General features: G+C 63.9%; 21 protein-coding genes. 14 read left to right on the top strand and 7 right to left on the bottom strand.

What is annotated here, in order from left to right:
* Positions 1 to 14 precede the first annotated feature (14 nt).
* The gene (adhP, locus tag MTX34_RS07940) at positions 15 to 1,241 is read right to left on the bottom strand and encodes an alcohol dehydrogenase AdhP (RefSeq protein WP_243596777.1); all 1,227 of its coding nucleotides are present in this window, start codon (positions 1,239 to 1,241) and stop codon (positions 15 to 17) included.
* Positions 1,242 to 1,277: 36 nt separating this feature from the next.
* On the opposite strand from adhP, the gene MTX34_RS07945 reads away from it, so the two are divergent.
* Positions 1,278 to 1,730, top strand: coding sequence for a DUF1003 domain-containing protein (locus tag MTX34_RS07945; protein WP_243596778.1), 453 nt, complete (start codon positions 1,278 to 1,280; stop codon positions 1,728 to 1,730).
* On the opposite strand, the gene MTX34_RS07950 is transcribed toward MTX34_RS07945, so the two are convergent.
* The 3 genes from MTX34_RS07950 to MTX34_RS07960 form a co-directional block, all read right to left on the bottom strand.
* Positions 1,705 to 2,205, bottom strand: coding sequence for a flavodoxin domain-containing protein (locus tag MTX34_RS07950; RefSeq protein WP_243596779.1), 501 nt, complete (start codon positions 2,203 to 2,205; stop codon positions 1,705 to 1,707). The genes MTX34_RS07945 and MTX34_RS07950 overlap by 26 nt on opposite strands.
* Positions 2,202 to 2,642, bottom strand: coding sequence for a hypothetical protein (locus MTX34_RS07955; protein WP_243596780.1), 441 nt, complete (start codon positions 2,640 to 2,642; stop codon positions 2,202 to 2,204). The genes MTX34_RS07950 and MTX34_RS07955 overlap by 4 nt, the downstream gene beginning before the upstream one ends.
* A 281-nt stretch (positions 2,643 to 2,923) precedes the next feature.
* Positions 2,924 to 4,303 (bottom strand): rhodanese-like domain-containing protein, encoded by a 1,380-nt coding sequence (locus MTX34_RS07960; RefSeq protein ID WP_243596781.1) that lies wholly within the window; start codon positions 4,301 to 4,303, stop codon positions 2,924 to 2,926.
* Between the two features lie 131 nt (positions 4,304 to 4,434).
* On the opposite strand from MTX34_RS07960, the gene MTX34_RS07965 reads away from it, so the two are divergent.
* Positions 4,435 to 5,208, top strand: coding sequence for a sulfite exporter TauE/SafE family protein (locus tag MTX34_RS07965; RefSeq protein WP_243596782.1), 774 nt, complete (start codon positions 4,435 to 4,437; stop codon positions 5,206 to 5,208).
* Here the strand turns inward: MTX34_RS07965 and MTX34_RS07970 are convergent.
* Complete coding sequence (locus MTX34_RS07970; RefSeq protein ID WP_279393045.1) at positions 5,175 to 5,801, bottom strand: DUF4389 domain-containing protein; 627 nt, start codon at positions 5,799 to 5,801, stop codon at positions 5,175 to 5,177. The two genes, MTX34_RS07965 and MTX34_RS07970, sit on opposite strands and share 34 nt — an antisense overlap.
* A gap of 3 nt (positions 5,802 to 5,804) precedes the next feature.
* A complete protein-coding gene (locus MTX34_RS07975) occupies positions 5,805 to 6,605 on the bottom strand; it encodes a hypothetical protein (RefSeq protein ID WP_243596784.1) in 801 nt (266 codons plus the stop codon).
* A 189-nt stretch (positions 6,606 to 6,794) separates the two neighbouring features.
* Between MTX34_RS07975 and MTX34_RS07980 the strand changes: the two genes are divergently transcribed.
* The 10 genes from MTX34_RS07980 to MTX34_RS08025 all read left to right on the top strand — a co-directional run bounded on the left by MTX34_RS07980 (position 6,795) and on the right by MTX34_RS08025 (position 14,173).
* Positions 6,795 to 7,433, top strand: coding sequence for a hypothetical protein (locus tag MTX34_RS07980; protein ID WP_243596785.1), 639 nt, complete (start codon positions 6,795 to 6,797; stop codon positions 7,431 to 7,433).
* On the top strand, positions 7,430 to 7,735 hold the full coding sequence (locus MTX34_RS07985; protein ID WP_243596786.1) for a three-helix bundle dimerization domain-containing protein: 306 nt from the start codon (positions 7,430 to 7,432) through the stop codon (positions 7,733 to 7,735). Before MTX34_RS07980 ends, MTX34_RS07985 begins: the two co-directional genes overlap by 4 nt.
* A 5-nt stretch (positions 7,736 to 7,740) precedes the next feature.
* Entirely contained in the window at positions 7,741 to 8,631 is an 891-nt protein-coding gene (locus MTX34_RS07990) for a universal stress protein (protein WP_243596787.1), read from the top strand.
* A gap of 191 nt (positions 8,632 to 8,822) precedes the next feature.
* Complete coding sequence (locus tag MTX34_RS07995; RefSeq protein WP_243596788.1) at positions 8,823 to 9,359, top strand: hypothetical protein; 537 nt, start codon at positions 8,823 to 8,825, stop codon at positions 9,357 to 9,359.
* A gap of 75 nt (positions 9,360 to 9,434) precedes the next feature.
* Positions 9,435 to 10,898, top strand: a complete 1,464-nt coding sequence (locus MTX34_RS08000) for an AAA family ATPase (protein WP_243596789.1) — start codon at positions 9,435 to 9,437, stop codon at positions 10,896 to 10,898.
* Complete coding sequence (locus MTX34_RS08005; protein ID WP_243609012.1) at positions 10,895 to 11,920, top strand: zinc-binding alcohol dehydrogenase family protein; 1,026 nt, start codon at positions 10,895 to 10,897, stop codon at positions 11,918 to 11,920. The genes MTX34_RS08000 and MTX34_RS08005 overlap by 4 nt, the downstream gene beginning before the upstream one ends.
* 156 nt (positions 11,921 to 12,076) lie before the next feature.
* A complete protein-coding gene (locus MTX34_RS08010) occupies positions 12,077 to 12,277 on the top strand; it encodes a hypothetical protein (protein WP_243609013.1) in 201 nt (66 codons plus the stop codon).
* A gap of 13 nt (positions 12,278 to 12,290) precedes the next feature.
* Positions 12,291 to 13,418, top strand: a complete 1,128-nt coding sequence (locus tag MTX34_RS08015; RefSeq protein ID WP_243609014.1) for a cation:proton antiporter — start codon at positions 12,291 to 12,293, stop codon at positions 13,416 to 13,418.
* A 107-nt stretch (positions 13,419 to 13,525) separates the two neighbouring features.
* Positions 13,526 to 13,834 (top strand): WhiB family transcriptional regulator, encoded by a 309-nt coding sequence (locus MTX34_RS08020; protein WP_243596793.1) that lies wholly within the window; start codon positions 13,526 to 13,528, stop codon positions 13,832 to 13,834.
* 120 nt (positions 13,835 to 13,954) lie between these two features.
* Entirely contained in the window at positions 13,955 to 14,173 is a 219-nt protein-coding gene (locus tag MTX34_RS08025; protein WP_243596794.1) for an ANTAR domain-containing protein, read from the top strand.
* A 144-nt stretch (positions 14,174 to 14,317) separates the two neighbouring features.
* On the opposite strand, the gene MTX34_RS08030 is transcribed toward MTX34_RS08025, so the two are convergent.
* Positions 14,318 to 15,532 carry an EAL domain-containing protein gene (locus MTX34_RS08030; RefSeq protein ID WP_243609015.1) on the bottom strand — a complete coding sequence of 405 codons (1,215 nt, stop codon included), beginning with the start codon at positions 15,530 to 15,532 and terminating at the stop codon, positions 14,318 to 14,320.
* A 444-nt stretch (positions 15,533 to 15,976) separates the two neighbouring features.
* Between MTX34_RS08030 and praA the strand changes: the two genes are divergently transcribed.
* Together praA and MTX34_RS08040 are read left to right on the top strand one after the other, a co-directional pair.
* Positions 15,977 to 16,486, top strand: a complete 510-nt coding sequence (gene praA / locus MTX34_RS08035; protein ID WP_243609016.1) for an alkane oxidation protein activator PraA — start codon at positions 15,977 to 15,979, stop codon at positions 16,484 to 16,486.
* 40 nt (positions 16,487 to 16,526) lie between these two features.
* Positions 16,527 to 17,243: a hypothetical protein gene (locus tag MTX34_RS08040; protein ID WP_243596797.1), complete on the top strand. Its 717-nt coding sequence runs from the start codon at positions 16,527 to 16,529 to the stop codon at positions 17,241 to 17,243.
* The last annotated feature ends 10 nt before the right edge of the window (positions 17,244 to 17,253 follow it).

Raw genomic sequence — 17,253 nt, forward strand, 5'->3', positions numbered from 1 at the left:
CGAGAATGTCCACATCAGAACTCGAAGACCTGGCGAGCGGTGACGCGGCCACCCATGAGGTCGTCGAAGCACTCGTTCACCTCGTCCAACTTGCGCGACACGGCAGATACCGTGGTTCGCCCGGCCTCGTGCAGCGCGAACACCTCACGCAGATCCTTTCGGGTACCGACGATCGACCCGAGTACCGAGATTCCGCCGACGACCGTCTCGAAGATCGGGACCGGGAACACACCATGCGCGGGCATCGAGACGCACACCAGTCGACCGCCGCGGCGAAGCGAACGGAAGGCCTGATCGAACACGCTCGGGATGACGGCCAACACGATGGCCACATCGGCTCCGCCGAGCGCCTTGATCTCCTCGACGGGATCGACTTTCGACGAGTTGACGGTGTGATCGGCACCGAGTTCACGAGCTAGTTCGAGCTTCTCGTCCTCGATGTCGACCGCAGTGACGAATCCGCCCGCGATCTTGGCGTACTGCACGGCCAAGTGCCCCAGTCCGCCCACGCCGAAGATGGCCACGCGTTGCGCCGGGGTGACGCCGCCGACCTTGACGGCCTTATAGGTGGTCACGCCGGCACAGGTCAGTGGGGCAGCGTCGAACGAGGAGATTCCTTCCGGAACACGGACGACATACTTCGCATGTGCCACAGCGTATTCGGCGTAGGCACCGTCGATCGAATAGCCGCTGTTCTGTTGCGTCTCGCACAGCGTCTCCCAACCCGAGACACAGTGATCGCATTCCCCGCACGCCGAACCGAGCCACGCGATGGCAACGCGTTCGCCGATACGACTCGCATCGACCTGCGATCCCACTGCCTCGATCACGCCGATGCCCTCGTGCCCCGGAACGAACGGAAGCGTTGGCTTCGCAGGCCAATCACCCTGCGCTGCATGGATATCGGTGTGGCACACCCCGCATGTCTCCATCTTCACGAGCACCTGCTCGGGTGCGGGTGTCGGGATCGGGATGTCCTTGACGACCAGGGGCCCGCCGAACTCGGTGACGACTGCAGCTTTCATCGTGGATTTCCTCCAACTATCGAAACCAATGCCGTTCTCGACCATCGAGCAATGCACACTGTCGATGGTCGGCGCTGCGGTGTTCGGCATGTAGGGCCGGAAGTCACCGCCACACGAGGACACATCCCGGGCTGTCGGCTCGCGGGCCAAGGGCCCACCCATCGTGGTCTTTCGTCCCTGGCGCGGGCCGATCCTGCGGAACACACTGATGCTCATGACCGCTGCACATCTCGAACCGAATACCTGCGGCCCATGAGTCTGTGGCGCAAGCACCCGGGCGTCCGTACCGGCGACGCACTGACCACCGGTGAACGAGCGGCGGACTACGTCAGAAACGGGATGGGCTCGTGGCCGTTCGTGTTCCTGTTTCTGGGCACCATGGCGCTGTGGGCCGCCTACAACCAGAGCGACGGATTCGACCCGTACCCGTTCATCCTGCTCAACCTGTTCCTGTCCATGATCGCCGGACTCCAAGGAGCAATTCTGCTGATCTCGGCGAAACGCGCGGACTCGGTGAGCAGTGAGGTTGCCGTACACACACTTTCGAACACCGCACTACTCCAAGACATGATCGAGGCCAACACCGTGTTGACGGAATCCGTGGCGCAGCTCGCGGCAGAAATCCACGAACACGTCTGCCCCTCCGCTCAGCGTCTCGGTGCACGCACGTCCCAGAAGATCACGAGCCCGGTGTCCCAGCCGTGAGACAGGCAAGGATCTCTCGGGCCCAGTTGCACACGAGTACCCAATCGCGGAAGTCTCCTGCGACTGCGCCGGAGTTTTCGAAGATCTGACGTTCCCCCGCAGAAAGTCGTTCGGGATCCAGCTTTCCTGGAAACGTTCGGTGTGCAGTCGCATGCAAAACCGATGCTGCATGTGCCGCGTCGGAGGTGACGTTGACCGGCCGGTCGCTCGAGTGCAGCGGACCACAGGAGAACAGCCACACAGGTGGATGTTCGGACCTCGATACCCTGTCGACCAGTGCCTTCGCGGCCGGAACCCAGCGATCGGAGTAGACAGCGCTCCCGATGACCAGAGCGTCGTAGTCGTCGACGCAAGCGACGGATGCCGGCGCACGGAGGTCGACATCGCCGCCGCTGTGCTCGAAGACTCGAGCCAATTCCCGACCCAGCGAGTCCGTCGCTCCGTGGCGGCCGGCGGTGGAGACGAGTATTTTCATGTCTCCTCCGACATGAGGTACGCGGACTTGCCCGCAGCCACCGTCATCCGCCATCCGCGGACCGCAATGACGAATCCCAGTACCCCGAACGAGCCCTGCAGCCAACTCGTCTCACCGGTCACCGCCGGCTGCACGACGATCCACGCAACCAGGAGCACACCGGCGATGTGAGCCATCGGACCGGACCTTCCGCCGCCGGCGAAAGCAGACACCGCAGCAAGCCCCATCGGAATCCCGACGACCAACACCAGCACGACTGCAGCGAGCGCGGTGCTGGACATGGGCAGACTGGCCTGTACATCGGGGCTCAGATCGATTGCACCCGATGCCAATCCGATCGCTCCGCCGAAGGCGTTGATCGAAACACCTCCGCAGACTGCGCCGAGCCACGGCCATCGTCGAGTGCGTTCGGTGGCCACCCGCGTTGTCGATATCATCGTTCCAGTGTGGCCGGCAGGTGATCAATTGGACTAGAGCACAAAGTACTTGACGCTCGACCAGCTGAAGCTGGTTTCAGCGACCGAACAACGACCGCATGCTCCGACGCTCCTTCGTGGGTGGCGTCGAATTCTCACTGCAGGTGCAACGATCGGATGCGGCAACCGTCCGCATGACGGAGTCGACATGTTTGCCGCAACCGCCCCAGCCGGTCTTGTCGCATTTCTTGCAGGTGACGGGGTAACACATGAGAATCCTCCTGGTAGAAGTCGGTCGAAAGTCAGGCCGGAACGTGAGCGTCGGCCCACGCGTTGTAGCCGCCCAGCAGGTCCGAGACGTCGTCGAATCCCTCGGCGCGCAGCAGCGACGCAGCCACGCTCGAGCGCCATCCTCCGGCGCAGTGCATCACGATCGGTTTGCCGGTCGGCACCTGATCGAGGCGAGTTCGCAACTGGGCCAGCGGGATCGGGATAGCTCCCGGTATCGTGCCGAACTCGCGCTCACCCGGGTTGCGAATGTCGATGAGTGTCACCTCGTCCGCGGCGAGCATCACGTCGAGTTGCTCGACCGTGGTGCGCGGCGCCGTCTCGACCAAGGTCGCCAGCTCGGCTGGAAACACGCCGTCACGGCCGATTCCGAGGTACCCGGTCACGTTGTCGGATCCGATTCGGGCCAAGCGCAGTGCCGCCTCCTGCTCTTCGCCTGGATACGCGATGAGCACGATGCGACCGCCGACCTCCGCGACCATGCCGCCGGTCTCGGCGAAGCGACCGTCGAACCCCACGTTGACCGATCCGCGTAGATGACCGGCCGCGAAATCGTCCACGCTTCTCGCGTCGAGCACCCTTGTGCCGGCGGCGAGTTCGGCCGTCACCGCTCCGGGTGTCAGCTCAGGAACTGTCCGGCCCTGCGGAAGGAGCGGGTGGATCCGCTTGTTCATGGCGGCATCGGCGGAGAAGTACGACGGCGCTGCCGGTTGGCCGTCGGTGACGAGTGCCACGAAGGCGTCCTCACTCATCGGTTGCACCGACGGGTTGCTCGCGCGCTGCTCACCGATGGTGGAGGTGAGCTCGGAGGACAGGTTTTTTCCACAGGACGAGCCGGCACCGTGAGCAGGCATGACGGTGACCTCGTCGGGCAGCGTCAGCAGCTTTTCGTGGATCGTCGAATACATTGCACGGGCGAGGTCGGTGGTGGACCCGTCCCCGAGATTGACCAGGTCAGGACGCCCGACATCCCCGATAAAGAGCGAATCACCGGTGAGGACCGCGGTGGGTGTGACACCGGGGCGCTCCCGTACGAGCACCGAGATCGACTCCCAGGTGTGGCCGGGCGTCGAGAGGATTTCGAGTTCGACGTCGCCGAGAGACAGCCGCTCCCCGTCGCGCAGTCGTCGGATCGGGTAGTCGGTCTCGGCGGCCTCGCCGAAGCCGATCCAGGCACCGGTCGCGTCGACCAGTTCGAGGTGACCCGAGACGAAGTCGGCATGGAAGTGAGTGTTGACTACCCCTTCGATAGCGAGTCCGTACTTCGCAGCGTCGTCGAGATACTCGGCGATGTCGCGACGCGGATCGACGACGATCGCGCGCCCCGTGCTCTGATCTCCGATCAGATACGAAGCGTGGGAGAGACATTCGAGGTAGTACTGCTCGAGGATCATGGGTTCCTCCGTCTGAGAAGTCTTCGGGCGAGCTTTGCGAGGTGGTAGACACAGTCTGCAATACCCCCTAGGGTATGTCAAGTACCCCCTGGGGTATCTAATGAAGAACGGCCGATAGGGGTGGATCCACGATGACGTTGACACTGGCGCTGGGATTCGGTGCAGTGATCGGAATTCTGCTCGGACTTCTCGGTGGCGGCGGATCGATCCTGGCAGTTCCGGTGCTTGTGTTCGCGCTGGGAATGCCGCCCACAGAGGCGGTCGCCGTCTCGCTGATCGTCGTCGGCGCTGCCTCGGCCGTCGGGGCGCTACCGAAGCTGCGAGCGCGGAAGGTCGAATGGCGTCTGGCCGGCGTGTTCGCAGCGACCGGAATTCCCGCCACCTTCGCCGGAAGCGCCGTGGGTCGCCTGCTTCCGGACACTGCGCTACTGATCGGATTCGCAGCGGTGATGGTGGCTGCGGGCGCACGCATGCTCGCCGAACGGAGCGACACCGGAACAGCTTGTAGGACATCGGGATCGGGGATCAACTGGAGACGATGCGCACCGCGATCCATCCCGGCAGGGCTGGCCGTGGGCTTCGTGACCGGACTGTTCGGCGTGGGAGGAGGCTTCCTCATCATTCCGGTTCTGGTGCTGATGCTGGGTATCGAGATGTCGGTCGCGGTCGGCACCTCGCTGGTCATCATCGTCGCCAACTCCGCCGCAGGCCTCTTCTCGCATCTGAGCGGAACGAGCATCGACTGGGCCGTCACCGCCGCATTCGCGGGCACGGCGATCGCCGGTTCGCTACTGGCCGGACACTTCGGCACCCGCATCGATACCGCCCGTCTACAGCGACTCTTCGCCTACCTGGTCTTCGTGGTCGCCGGCTACGTCGTGTTCGACGTACTGGTCCTCCGTTGAACGGAATCCTCATCCGGGCCGAGGTCGAGCCGGAACGGTGGGTACTCGTCGGTCATCAGTGCCGCGTACGCCGCGACACGAAACACCCAGCGATTGATGCCGATCACCAGGTCGAACAGGCCTCTCGGATAGCGACCGGTGAACAGCAGCGATACTGCGGCGATCAGGACCAACACACCGAGGACCGAGCCGAACAGATACGGCTGGCCCGTGGGCCCGGCGTCCCCGCTTCCGGCCAACCGGAAGCCGGCATACCAACCGCCGGCCAGCAGGGAAAGCACCAGGTAATGCGGTATCGCCAGCAGCCACCACTTGATCAATACCTTGCCGCGCGAAAGCTTTTCGGGGTACTCCACCGTCAGGTCGGCGGGGTAGTTCGCGTGGTGCAGGGTGAACGGTGGGTATCGATCGGTCCCCAGCGCCGAGTACGAATAGAACTGCACACGCCACATCCATCGGAGAACCCCGACGTTGAAGTGGAACAGCCCGCGCGGATACCGTCCGGTGAACAGGATCGCCACCCCGGCAACGAACGTCGTGACGACAAACCCTGCCGCGAGGAACACCAGGACGACGTAATGCGGAACGGCCAGAAGCTATTTGACGATCCACAATCCACGGGACAGTGACTCGGGACGTTCACCGGTCAGCGTGACCGGAGATCGAGACCGTTCGATGCTGCCGGACACCGGGATGGGTTCGGCGAGTGGTTCCGAGACGTGGTCGGAGTCGGATCTCCTCCCGAGCCCGGAAGCGCCGAACACGATGGACACAACACCGAACACCAGAAGGATTGCCGAGCCCGCGAGAACGAATGCAGCCACCGGTCCGAGCGACTGCACCCGAACACCTGCGCTCAGGTCCACGTCGATGCCCGCGCTACCGTCGGCGTTCATGACGACCAAGGTCCACGAGCCGCCCTGCGGCTTCCACTGCAGTTCTGTTGTCCCCGTTGCACTTGCACGGGTCGACCACCACCGCTGATCCAGCGGCGAAGCCGCGGTGTCGCTTCCGGCGACGTTGTCGTATCCAGCCCGAAAGGGAGAGAACTCGACATCGGTCACCACGGTGTGCGCCACACCGCTCAGGTAGTCGCGGACATCGGCAGTGGGCGCGATCCCGATCAGCACCTCACGCGCGGGATCGGACGAAGTGACTCGGACCGAGACCGTAACCCTGTCCGACACCTGTGGGTCGATCGAATCGACAAGGGAGACATCCTCGGACACAAGCGCGCTCGAGGCCGTCGTCAACGGTGCAGTCGGCAAGCTGATTCGCCCATCGTCGTCCTGCGCGAGGTAACCGACGAACAGCAGTAGTCCTACACCGAGCATCGCGAAGGACACGAATGCCGCCACGCATCCGACGACGAGCGCGAGAATTCTGTTGATTCCCATCACAAATCCTTCTGTCCATACAGCTCGTACCGCCTTGGGCATCGGGCAGTCCGGACGACGCTACGAGGCCGGCAATGACGACAGAGGGGCCTTCGGTAACCGGCCTGCCGACGAAAGGCCCTACATGACGTGAGACGCGTCGGCCACTCTCGAGGGAGAGCTCTTCCTGCCAACGATCGTGAGGTCACAGTGCACACACCATCGACTGCAGCGAATCACCCGAGCGGCACGATCGGCCTCGACCTGTACTGGCTACCTCTCGGAGCAGGCGGACGGTCGGTGCGATGGAACGGCCGGATCCTCGAAGGTGCCAGTGCGTTGATCGACCACCGCACCGCCCACGACCTGTATCACTCTGCGCTCGTGATTCATCTACCGCCGAACCGGTACGTGGTCGAGATGACTCCGGTCTGGAACGAACCCGCGGTCGATCGCGGAGTCGTCGTCGAAGGACCGGTCGGGATGCGGTTCGCCCAGCGATACGGAATCGGTCGCTACGAGGTGCACTGCTGGAAGAACGGCACCATCGCCGACATCGGTGAGGCGGTGGAGAGCCCACGCCGCCTTGCGGCCGATGCATCATCGTGCCGACGCGCCATCGCCGCGGCCGAGTCGGTGCCCGGATTGATCTGGGGCCGTGACGAGCGCCGGACAGGCGAGAGGTGGAACTCCAACTCCGTTGTGGCGTGGGTCCTGATGCGCAGTGGAGTCGACGCCTCCTCGATCCACCCACCGGTGAACGGTGCCGCCCCGGGCTGGAATGCCGGAGTGGTTGCCGGAGCTTTCGACGCCCTCGACTGCAAGACGACCGTTCGGAGACATTCATGACCCTGATCGATTCGGCACCATCGACGTTGCCGTTGACCGGTGAATTGGCATCGATTGCCGCGATGCTCGCCGAGAGGTACCCGCATCTGACTCGCGCGCGCATCGACGATGCGGTCCTTGCCACGTACGAGAGATTGAACTCGACGGCACGCCTTCGTGGTCACCTGTTTCCCCTGACCGCCAATCGAGCTCGGGTGCTCCTCGAACAACTCGACGCCGAGCGTGCGATCGACGACGATCTCGCTGACGTCTCGGTCGACATCTGTCACGCCCTGGCACCGATGGTCGATCGATCATGGTGAGCACGGTGCCGCAGAACGATCCGGCGAGCTCCGCTCCTGGGTTCTGGGCGAAACCTGAGTGGGGTGACATCGTCGTCGCACTCGACGGAACGCAGGAATCGCGCGGCGCACTGATCTGGGCGGCGGGCCTGGCATCGATCACGGGATCGCGAATTCGCCTTGTGCACGCGCTGATCTCGCGGCACTCACCGGCGTTGGGTAACCAGGACTCCACACGATCGAGGGTGCAAGTACAGGGTCGCCGGCTCCTCCGATCGGCTCGCAGTGAGCTCTTCGGCATCGACCCCGGTATCGTCGTCGATTCGATTCTGACGGACGACCCGATCGCCTCAGCGCTCGGCGCACTGTCGCACACTGCAGATCTGGTCGTCATCGGCGGTCGTGCGTCAGGTCCGATCAGAGAAATAGTGTTCGGCCGCAACGCGACTCGGATCGTGACGGCATCGACGTGCCCGGTTCTGGTGTGGCGCGCCCAGCCCCGAGACGCCGCGCCGAACTCACCGGTCGTCGTCGGAGTGGATCGATCCGAATCCTGTACTCGTGCGATCGACGCAGCCTTCTGGTACGCGGACGCACTCGATGTCCCGCTCACTGCTCTGCACGTCCGCTCTCCCCACGAACGTCCTGCTCCGGAAGAGTCTGCACCGGAACAGATGCGAACCCTGCACTGGCTGGGCGGACGTGTCGCAGCTGCCGCGTCCGCGCATCCAGCCGTCGTCGTCCACCTACACGTACTCGAGGCCTCGGCCGAGCACGAGCTTCGACTCGCATCGGCCTCCGCACACCTTCTCGTGGTCGGCAGCCGCGGGCACGGACCATGGGCCGCTCCGATTCTCGGCTCGATCGGACGATCACTGGTGCATGCCTCGGGCGGTCCGATCCTCGTGATGCGTTGAGTCTTCGATCGATCGAATTCACGGTCCACCGCCCTCGGTGTATCGGGACCTTGTGCCCTTACCCACCAGTGCACAGCGTCGGAAACTCGTAAGCGACGCCGAACACACGGCGGTGAGGGGTAGGTGACGGCATGCTCGCAGAACTCGCGCACCGGTGGTGGCACCGAAGTCCTTGGTCTTCCAATCCGCTGATGCGACTGCCCGACAGGATCGAACGAACGGCCCTTGTCGTCGGTGTCACTGTCCTTCTGTTACTGATACCCATCGCCGCGACGATCGGCTCGGTGACCTACAGCGACCTGTCGTCGCGGTCGCAACAGCAACGGGCAGAATACGTTCGGGTCGACGCCCGAGTGATCGACACCGTGCAGTCCGCGCCCACCGGCAGCGACCGCACCACGCTTACCACCGGCATCGCAACGGTGCAGTGGAGTGCTTCGGACGGGTCCGTTCGCTCGGCATCGACCGAGGTTTCCTCGGACGTGCAGATCGGTGAGACCACTCCGATCTGGTGCGACGCGAACGGAACCCTCGTGCACGCGCCCCTCAGTGCGGTCGGTGCCGTCATCAACGGTGCGTCCACGGCCATGTTCGTGTGGGTTCTCGGCGCGGTCTTCGTCGGATTCTCGATCTATCTCACCACCGTCGCCGGTGACCGAAGCCGCATGCGGCACTGGGACACTGATTGGGAAGACTTTCTGCAGGCGCGAAACCACCCGTCGCGGTAGTGCCGTGGAGCATCCACCTCGACGACAAGACCCGACCTCGTGCTCGCTCTCTCATCACCATTCGAAGGATGCACCATGCCTGGAGTCGTCGATTGCGATCCGTCCGCCGACAGTGCCGCAATGGTCCACGAAACCCACAGTGCCTACGTTTTCTTGTTCGGCGACTTCGCCTACAAGATGAAGAAACCGATCCGAACGGATTTTCTCGACTTTCGGACCGTCGACTTGCGACGGACAGCGTGCGACCGCGAGTTCTCGTTGAATTCGCGATTCGCACCCGATGTTTACCTGGGCATTGCCGAGCTCACCGACCCGGAAGGCGGTCCAGCCGAACCAGTGCTGAAAATGCGTCGTCTTCCCGACTCCACTCGACTGTCCGCTCGTGCCGCGGCCGGCGACGATGTCGGCAATACGGTCGATCTGGTCGCGCGGGCGATCGGGATTGCCCACAAGAACAGCCCTCGAACCGATCGCATCGACGGCGAGGGACGACAATGCGCTGTGGAAGAGCGGTGGCGCAACAACATCGACGAATTGCGTGATCTGGCGGTCGGCGTGTTCGACCCGGCGCTCGTCGAGCGACTGGACACTCTGTCGTCACGTTACGTCAGTGGGCGTGCTGCTCTGTTCGATCAGCGAATTTCGCAAGGTCACATAGTCGACGGGCACGGCGACCTTCTCTCGGACGACATCTTCTGTCTGCCCGACGGCCCCCGAATACTCGACTGCCTCGACTTCGACGACCGACTTCGCTTTCTCGACGGGATCGACGACGTCGCCTGCTTGGCAATGGATCTCGAGTTTCAGGGTCGCCCCGACGCGGCGCGACGATTCGTGGCGTCGTACCTCGAAGCGACCGAAGACAATCCCCCTTGCTCTCTGATCGATCACTACATTGCCTACCGCGCAACCGTTCGCGCGAAGGTCGCCTGCCTTCGCTTTCATCAGGGTCATCCGTCCTCGCAAATCGACGCGCTCGCCCACATGCATCTCGCGCTGGACCATCTGGCGTCCTCGGCGGTCACCGTCACGTTGGTGGGAGGCCTACCCGGTACCGGCAAGAGCACGATGGCGGCAGCGCTGGCAGAACGTACCGGAGCGGTGGTGTTGTCGAGCGATGTGGTGCGCAAGGAGAGCGCTGGTTTCGACCCGCAGTCTCCGCATCCGTCACCTGTCGGATGCGGGCTCTACACCGCCGAGAAGACAGCAGGCGCCTACGCCGAATTGATGCACCGCGCACGCGAGCAGGTCACGACGGGCCGTTCGGTCATCATCGATGCATCATGGAACGACGAGCACACCCGCGAGCAGGCGCGGAGGCTCGCCGCCGACACCCACAGCGACCTCGTAGAGCTCGAATGCCGAGCGCCGAGATGCACCGCGCTCGAACGTATCGCGACCCGTCCGCGGGGCGCATCGGACGCGTCAACGTCGGTGTACGACGCCATGGCCCGTTCCCGCTGCCCCTGGCCGAGTGCAACCGTGATCGACACTGCCGGAACTCCTGCCCGATCACTCGCCACTGCGCGCACTCGATGACACATCTCGACGGCGAATTCGGAAAAGTCTGGCGCACAACGGTCCCCGGGTCGGTGGACAACAGTCCGCTGCAGCTCGTCGAAGAAGGCCGCCCGATCCCTGGACCGGGAGAATTGTTGATCTCGGTGCAGGCCTGCGGGGTGTGCCGGACCGATCTGCACGTCGTCGAGGGTGATCTTCCGGTGCACGTACCTCACGTCGTCCCCGGGCACGAGATCGTGGGGGTCGTGTCTGCAGTCGGGGTGGATACCCCCACCTCGTTCCAGGTCGGCGACCGAGTGGGAATTCCCTGGCTTCGACACACCTGTGGGATCTGCTCGTTCTGCACCGCAGGCAAGGAAAACTTGTGTGCCGAATCCCGTTATACCGGTTGGGATCACGACGGAGGGTTCGCAGAGTGGGCGGTTGTTCCGGCCGACTATGCTCTCGCGTTGCCGGACGGATACCGCACGGCCGAACTCGCGCCCATGTTGTGCGCAGGAATCATCGGCTACCGAGCACTGATGCTCGCCGAGCTCCCCGTGCACGGCGTACCCGGGCTCTACGGGTTCGGTGGCAGCGCCCATATCGTCGCGCAGCTCGCTCGCTCGGCCGGTGCCACGGTGCACGTGATGACCAGGGATCCTGTTGCTCGCGAGTTCGCACTGTCCCTCGGTCTCGATTCCGCGCAGGACACTTTCGCCGCGCCTCCGCAGCAACTGGATGCAGCGATCGTGTTCGCGCCGATCGGAGAGATCGTGCCGGCGGCGCTCGACGCACTCGTACCGGGCGGGACCGTCGTCATGGCCGGTATCCACATGACCGATGTCCCTGCCCTGAACTACCAGCGACACCTGTTCCACGAAAAGCGTTTGCGCAGTGTCGAAGCGAACACCAGAGAGAATGCGCGGGCATTCCTCGAGATCTGCGGTCGAACCCACTTGACGGTGCAGACCACGGAGTACTCGTTCGCCCACGTGCCGGATGCCCTGCGAGATCTGCGGCACGGCCGGTTCGCGGGTGCCGCGGTCATCGTGATGTGAAATCGGGCGACGCGGCCGGACACCGGGAGAAGGGCCGAGTGTCCTCGAAAAGAGAGCATTTGTGCCGACGGCACAGCCCGTTGGTCGTCGTACGCTCAGGACTGTCGTCCTGGCAGTCGTCGACACGAAGGTAGCCCCGTTCGAGGAGACGATGACATGAGCGATCTCGACACCGAATTCCGCTTCGCCGGCATCGACTACGAGCTCGCGCTCATGCGCAGCCCGCTTGCCGCACAACTGCATGTGGTGCATTGTCGAATCCAGGCGATGATGACCGAACAGGGGGCGCTGCACCCTCGCGACCTCGTTGCGTCGGCACTGCCGTCGAGTCGGCGACCGACGCTGAACTCTGCCTGACGTCGGCGCGGGCATGACCTTCGAGACACTCGCCCTGTGTGCCGCGGTGGGACTGCTCGGCCCGCTACTGGTGCTTCCGCACAGTCTTCGGATACCCGTCGTCATCGGAGAACTGATGGCTGGAATTGCCATCGGCCACACAGGCTTCGGCGTCCTGGATCCGAGTGAGCAGACACTGAGCTTTCTCGCCCAGGTGGGGTTTGCCCTTGTCATGTTCGTGGCCGGCAGTCAAGTACCGATTCGCGACCCGCGCCTACGTATCGGCCTCGGTGTCGGTGCTGCGCGGGCAGTGGCCGTCGGGCTGCTGGCAACTGCGCTCGGGTGGGCCGTCTCCGCCGCATTCGATTCACCTCACCCAGGGCTGTACGCGGTGCTGATGGCATCGTCCTCGGCCGCGGTCATCATGCCGATCGTCGAGTCCACCACCATGACTGCCCCCGGTCTGATGGCCCTCCTGCCCCAGATCGCGCTCGCCGATGCGGTCTGTATTGTCGCGCTACCCCTCGCAATAGATCCACAGCGGGCCGGTCCAGCCGCATTCGGATCTGCGGCTGTTCTGATTGCAGCCGCGGTGGTCTTCGTCGTCCTGCGACACTTCGATATCTCGGGACTGCGCCGTCGCGTGCATCATGTGTCTGCCCAGCGCAAACTCGCGCTGGAACTGCGACTCAACCTGGTTCTACTGTTCGGGCTCGCTGCCCTCGCCGTCCACACCCACGCATCGGTGATGTTGGCCGGTTTCGGCTTCGGCCTGGCGATTGCCGCCATCGGAGAACCGCGACGCCTGGCAAAGCAACTGTTCGCCATCACCGAAGGATTTCTGGGACCGCTGTATTTCGTCTGGCTCGGTGCATCCCTCGATCTGCGTGCCCTCGGCAGCCACCCGAACATGATCGTGTTGGGCCTCGCGTTGGGATTCGGAGCGATTGCAGTGCACGGCACCATGCGTGTGACAGGACAGCCCGCTGGACTCGGGATACTCGCAGCAGCCCAGCTCGGAGTTCCAGTCTCGGCGGTGACACTCGGCGCGCAGAGTGGCGTCCTGGCTCCCGGAGAGGGGCCTGCCATCGTGCTCGGCGCACTGATGACTATCGCTGCGGCGGCCGCAGCGTCGCGGGTCGGTAGTCGTCGCCCTTCCTGACCCCGGCGGGCCCGGGGGCGCTGCAAGGCTTTTGGGTGTTTCGAGTTCAGCGAGACGGGGAACAGAGGTCGTGGAACGATCGGCACGACGCGAAACGGATCACGACGATGACGGATGACCAGGTCTGGCGCCTCAAGGGTGCGTGCATCGACGATATGGATGCCTACGACTCGCAGCAACTCCCCCGCCACGGACGTAAGCGCGCAGAAAAAGCATGGCGCCTGTGCGCCGATTGCCCGGTGTTGCGTGACTGCGCCGAACAGACGGCTCGTGATATCGAGTCGGGTCGCATTCCGGTGGGAGTGGTTGTCGCCGGTGCCGCATACCACGACAATGCGAGCAACGGCCGTCGCACGGACGCGTACCGAACACTCGAATTTCTCATCGGGCGCCCGCTGTCCAACCCTGCCGCCTGATCACGGCCCGGTAACGGACCGCTACTGATCAAGTAACGTCGACAACTCTGTTCGACGCGTTTTCGGCGCGTCTTTCGGTGTCCGACCTGCGGCATTCCGGCCCGGGTGACAATTGAGCGCATGAACGCAGGTCGGGCTCTTCGCGTCGACTGGCCCTGTGATGTGCAGAAGGTTCTGGACGACCGAGCACCCATCGAGCAGGCCAAAGGGATCTTGATGTCCGTGCACCGCATCGGCCCACAGGCCGCATTCGACATGCTTGTCGAGCAATCGCAAAAGACCAACCGCAAGCTTCGCGAGGTGGCGCTCGACCACGTCAGGCAGGCATCAGCGGGGTAGCAAAAGAAGTTCGGCCTCGCACGCTGTTTTTTCAACGTGCGAAGCCTGGGCGATGGGGTAGTCCGGACTACACGATCACTTGAGTGCCGTATGCCCTGACGCGGCCACCCGAAACATAGCCGGTCGACAGCTCCGTGCGAGAGCTCAGAAGCGCGCCAGAATAGCTCGGGCACAACGCACTACGGTCGAGCGATCGTACGACATCACGTAGTCGAACTCCCGGTCGGCGTCGACCTCGCCGCGGTGCAGATCGATCGCGGCGAGCACTCCACAGAAGTGCGGGCCGAGGACCACCACGTTCCACTCCTCGACCAGTGGATCCACCGGATCGAGAGGCGCATGCATGATGCCACCCTCTTGCACGTAGCCCATGCCGACGCCGTAGACGCCGGCATACGAGATCTGCTCGGCCATCGACACCCAGCGCCCGCGGGTGGTCGGGGTGAAGTGCTCGGCTCGCTGAAAAGTACCGAGTACCAACGTTTCCGGCCCTGCGGCTGCGGCCTGCATCTCGAGCGATGTGCTCATCGCCACCAGTAGACGCTTGGTGCTGCGGGTCGCAGTCTTGCCTGCGGAGGCAATGCCGTACGGCGACTCGGCGGCGATGGCAGGGGTGCTCCAGGTCGGGAACGGAGGCATCACCTCGGCCGCATCGGCAGGCAGTTCCTCCGTCGTTGCCGCGGCCGGATACAGCTCGCCCACCCCGTAGGTCGCTCCGAGTCCGAGTGCGCGGCTGCGATGCAGGGCAGTGTCGACCCCGCTCGCCACCACTACGGCACCGGTTCGTTCGACCTGAGCCGAGACGGCATGAGCAGTGCGTGCAGTTGCGAGATCAGGGCGGCGGGAGACCATGGATCCGGCGAGGATGATCACGTCCGGTTCGATGAGAGGGAGAAGAGTCATCGACTGTGGCCGACGACCGACGTCGTCGACGGCCACCACCTTGCCGTCGCGTCGAGCCTTGTCGATGGCAGCGAGTGTGCGGGCCGGGCTGTCGACGAGTGCGGCTTCGGTGACGACCACGATGTCGCGTCGCAGCTGCTCTTCGGTGGCCGGATCCAGAGCAGCGAGCGAGTCGACGTCCATGGAGACGAGCATCGGCAGTCGTACCGACTGATTGATTCGAGCCACTCCCCAGGCGAGGGCGTCGAGCTCACGCTTGGCATCCATGGCCCTGGCTGCGCGCTTGAGGGCGTCGGCCGAAGCCAGAGGACCGTTCTCGGGGCCGCGCAATTGAACCTCGATTGCTGCGAGCGCGCCGTTGTCCAGCCGACAGACCGGGGCGAAATACGGCTGCACCGTCAACTCTCCCGTGTCCGTGTCGACTGCAGATCCTGCTTCGGCCAGCGCGAACGTCACACCTCAGTTTGACACGAAAAAACCACCCCCGTCACGTGGGGGCGTCTCCGTTTTCAAACCTGTCGGGCGCACTTTCTTTCGCTCGGTCAATCTTCGGCGTCGGAAGTGTCATCGACACAGCCACAACCATCTCGTTTCGGTAACTTTGTATAACGCAACGGTAACGGCAGAAGGATCCGGGCCGCCTTGAATCCAGAAGCTCACCTTCGTGCCGGAATCGGGGTGAAAGCCGATGTTGCACTGCACTTTCGAGGCATGCGCCGGATTCCGTTACCACTGCATACAACAAACATACCGACCGGATTGTGACTTCTCACAGAGTTGCAGCAAAGCATTTTCGATGGGTGTTTTGTCCCCCTAACGTCCCTCCCGGTTGCCGGAACACCGGCACCACCGGGCCCCGGCAGGGGGTCCGGAGCCGTTCTGGACTTGGAGGATCGATCGATGACGCTCAACCCGCCGACCCGCTCTCGTACACTCGCAGCCGCCGTTTCCGCTCTTGCCATCGCCGGAGCAACAGTCGGTGCCGCCAGCGCCGGTGCCGCTACCATCTCCCCCGCCGGTACCGCCTTCACAGCGCCCGGAACCATCGTCGTGAGCACACCGGCCTCGTTCGGAGTTCCCGTCAGTTGCTCCATCGAACTCATCGGCTCCACCAGTGCCGACGGCTCCTCGGCATCGATCACCGACGCCCAGATCAGCGGTTCCAATCGTCTCTGCAACCTGCCGCAGTTGAAGAACCTGCCCTGGACCCTCACCCCCACCAGCGCGACCACCGGCGAAGTGTCCAACGTCGGCTTCTCGCTGGTCGGCTACAACTGCGGCCCGGCCACCCTCGCGGGTTCGTTCGACAACATGACCAACACCCTCACCTCGACCAACCAGCCCATGTCCGGTAACTGCACGGTCAACAGCCTGTCGGTTCAGCCCGACCCCGCTTTCACCCTGTCCTGATTCCTCCCGTCCCAACTCCCATTCTCTAGAAGGAGAACGCGTGAAGATCCGCAACAAGACCGTCGTCACGATGACGGCACTGGCATCGAGCATTGCCCTCGGCACGCTCGTCGCCGCCCCGGCCAATGCTGCCGACACCCTTCCCATCACGTTCCAGGCAGACACGACGACGATCATCGCCAAGACCGGTCAGCCGGTGGTGTTCCCGACCACGGACCTGGTGACCGATGTCGACCTGGTCGGTGGAACGGTGACCGGTTCGCTCGCCCTCCCGCAGGCGTCGGCCGATCTGAAGCTCGGACCCGCAACGCTGGCCAACTTCACCATCTCGATCATCGACGCGACCCCGGTCTCCGGCACCCTCGTCCAGGGTGGACCCGCCGAGGCACCCACGTTGGATCTCGACGTCGAGCAGAGCTTCAAGATTCGAATCGACTCGGTGAAGCCCCTCGGTATCGACACCGGATCCGCAGGATCGGCCTCGGCCGATCTGATCCCCGCGGGTGCCGATTGCGTCACCGCCGAAACCACCGCCAACCTCACCGGTTCGCTGGATGCGATCGACCTGATCCAGAACAACCAGACCGACTCACATGTCACGGGCACCTACACGATTCCGCAGTTCGAGGACTGTGGCGCGTTCACCTCGGTGCTCAACGCGATCATCGCCGGCCCGGGGAACACCCTCGACGTGCACCTGACCAACCCGGTCTTCGACGTCGGCACCCGGTCCGCGATTGCGGCAGAGGTGGCATAAGCAGTTTGCG

It is taken from the genome of Rhodococcus sp. ARC_M5 (genome assembly GCF_022810405.1).
Classification (GTDB): Bacteria; Actinomycetota; Actinomycetes; order Mycobacteriales; family Mycobacteriaceae; genus Rhodococcoides; species Rhodococcoides navarretei.

Bases quoted from the DNA above. Each gene is read 5' to 3' on its own strand.
- adhP (WP_243596777.1), bottom strand. From the start codon at position 1,241: ATGAGCATCAGTGTGTTCCGCAGGATCGGCCCGCGCCAGGGACGAAAG.
- MTX34_RS07945 (WP_243596778.1), top strand. From the start codon at position 1,278: ATGAGTCTGTGGCGCAAGCACCCGGGCGTCCGTACCGGCGACGCACTG.
- MTX34_RS07950 (WP_243596779.1), bottom strand. From the start codon at position 2,205: ATGAAAATACTCGTCTCCACCGCCGGCCGCCACGGAGCGACGGACTCG.
- MTX34_RS07955 (WP_243596780.1), bottom strand. From the start codon at position 2,642: ATGATATCGACAACGCGGGTGGCCACCGAACGCACTCGACGATGGCCG.
- MTX34_RS07960 (WP_243596781.1), bottom strand. From the start codon at position 4,303: ATGATCCTCGAGCAGTACTACCTCGAATGTCTCTCCCACGCTTCGTAT.
- MTX34_RS07965 (WP_243596782.1), top strand. From the start codon at position 4,435: ATGACGTTGACACTGGCGCTGGGATTCGGTGCAGTGATCGGAATTCTG.
- MTX34_RS07975 (WP_243596784.1), bottom strand. From the start codon at position 6,605: ATGGGAATCAACAGAATTCTCGCGCTCGTCGTCGGATGCGTGGCGGCA.
- MTX34_RS07985 (WP_243596786.1), top strand. From the start codon at position 7,430: ATGACCCTGATCGATTCGGCACCATCGACGTTGCCGTTGACCGGTGAA.
- MTX34_RS07995 (WP_243596788.1), top strand. From the start codon at position 8,823: ATGCGACTGCCCGACAGGATCGAACGAACGGCCCTTGTCGTCGGTGTC.
- MTX34_RS08000 (WP_243596789.1), top strand. From the start codon at position 9,435: ATGCCTGGAGTCGTCGATTGCGATCCGTCCGCCGACAGTGCCGCAATG.
- MTX34_RS08005 (WP_243609012.1), top strand. From the start codon at position 10,895: ATGACACATCTCGACGGCGAATTCGGAAAAGTCTGGCGCACAACGGTC.
- MTX34_RS08010 (WP_243609013.1), top strand. From the start codon at position 12,077: ATGAGCGATCTCGACACCGAATTCCGCTTCGCCGGCATCGACTACGAG.
- MTX34_RS08015 (WP_243609014.1), top strand. From the start codon at position 12,291: ATGACCTTCGAGACACTCGCCCTGTGTGCCGCGGTGGGACTGCTCGGC.
- MTX34_RS08020 (WP_243596793.1), top strand. From the start codon at position 13,526: ATGACGGATGACCAGGTCTGGCGCCTCAAGGGTGCGTGCATCGACGAT.
- MTX34_RS08025 (WP_243596794.1), top strand. From the start codon at position 13,955: ATGAACGCAGGTCGGGCTCTTCGCGTCGACTGGCCCTGTGATGTGCAG.
- praA (WP_243609016.1), top strand. From the start codon at position 15,977: ATGACGCTCAACCCGCCGACCCGCTCTCGTACACTCGCAGCCGCCGTT.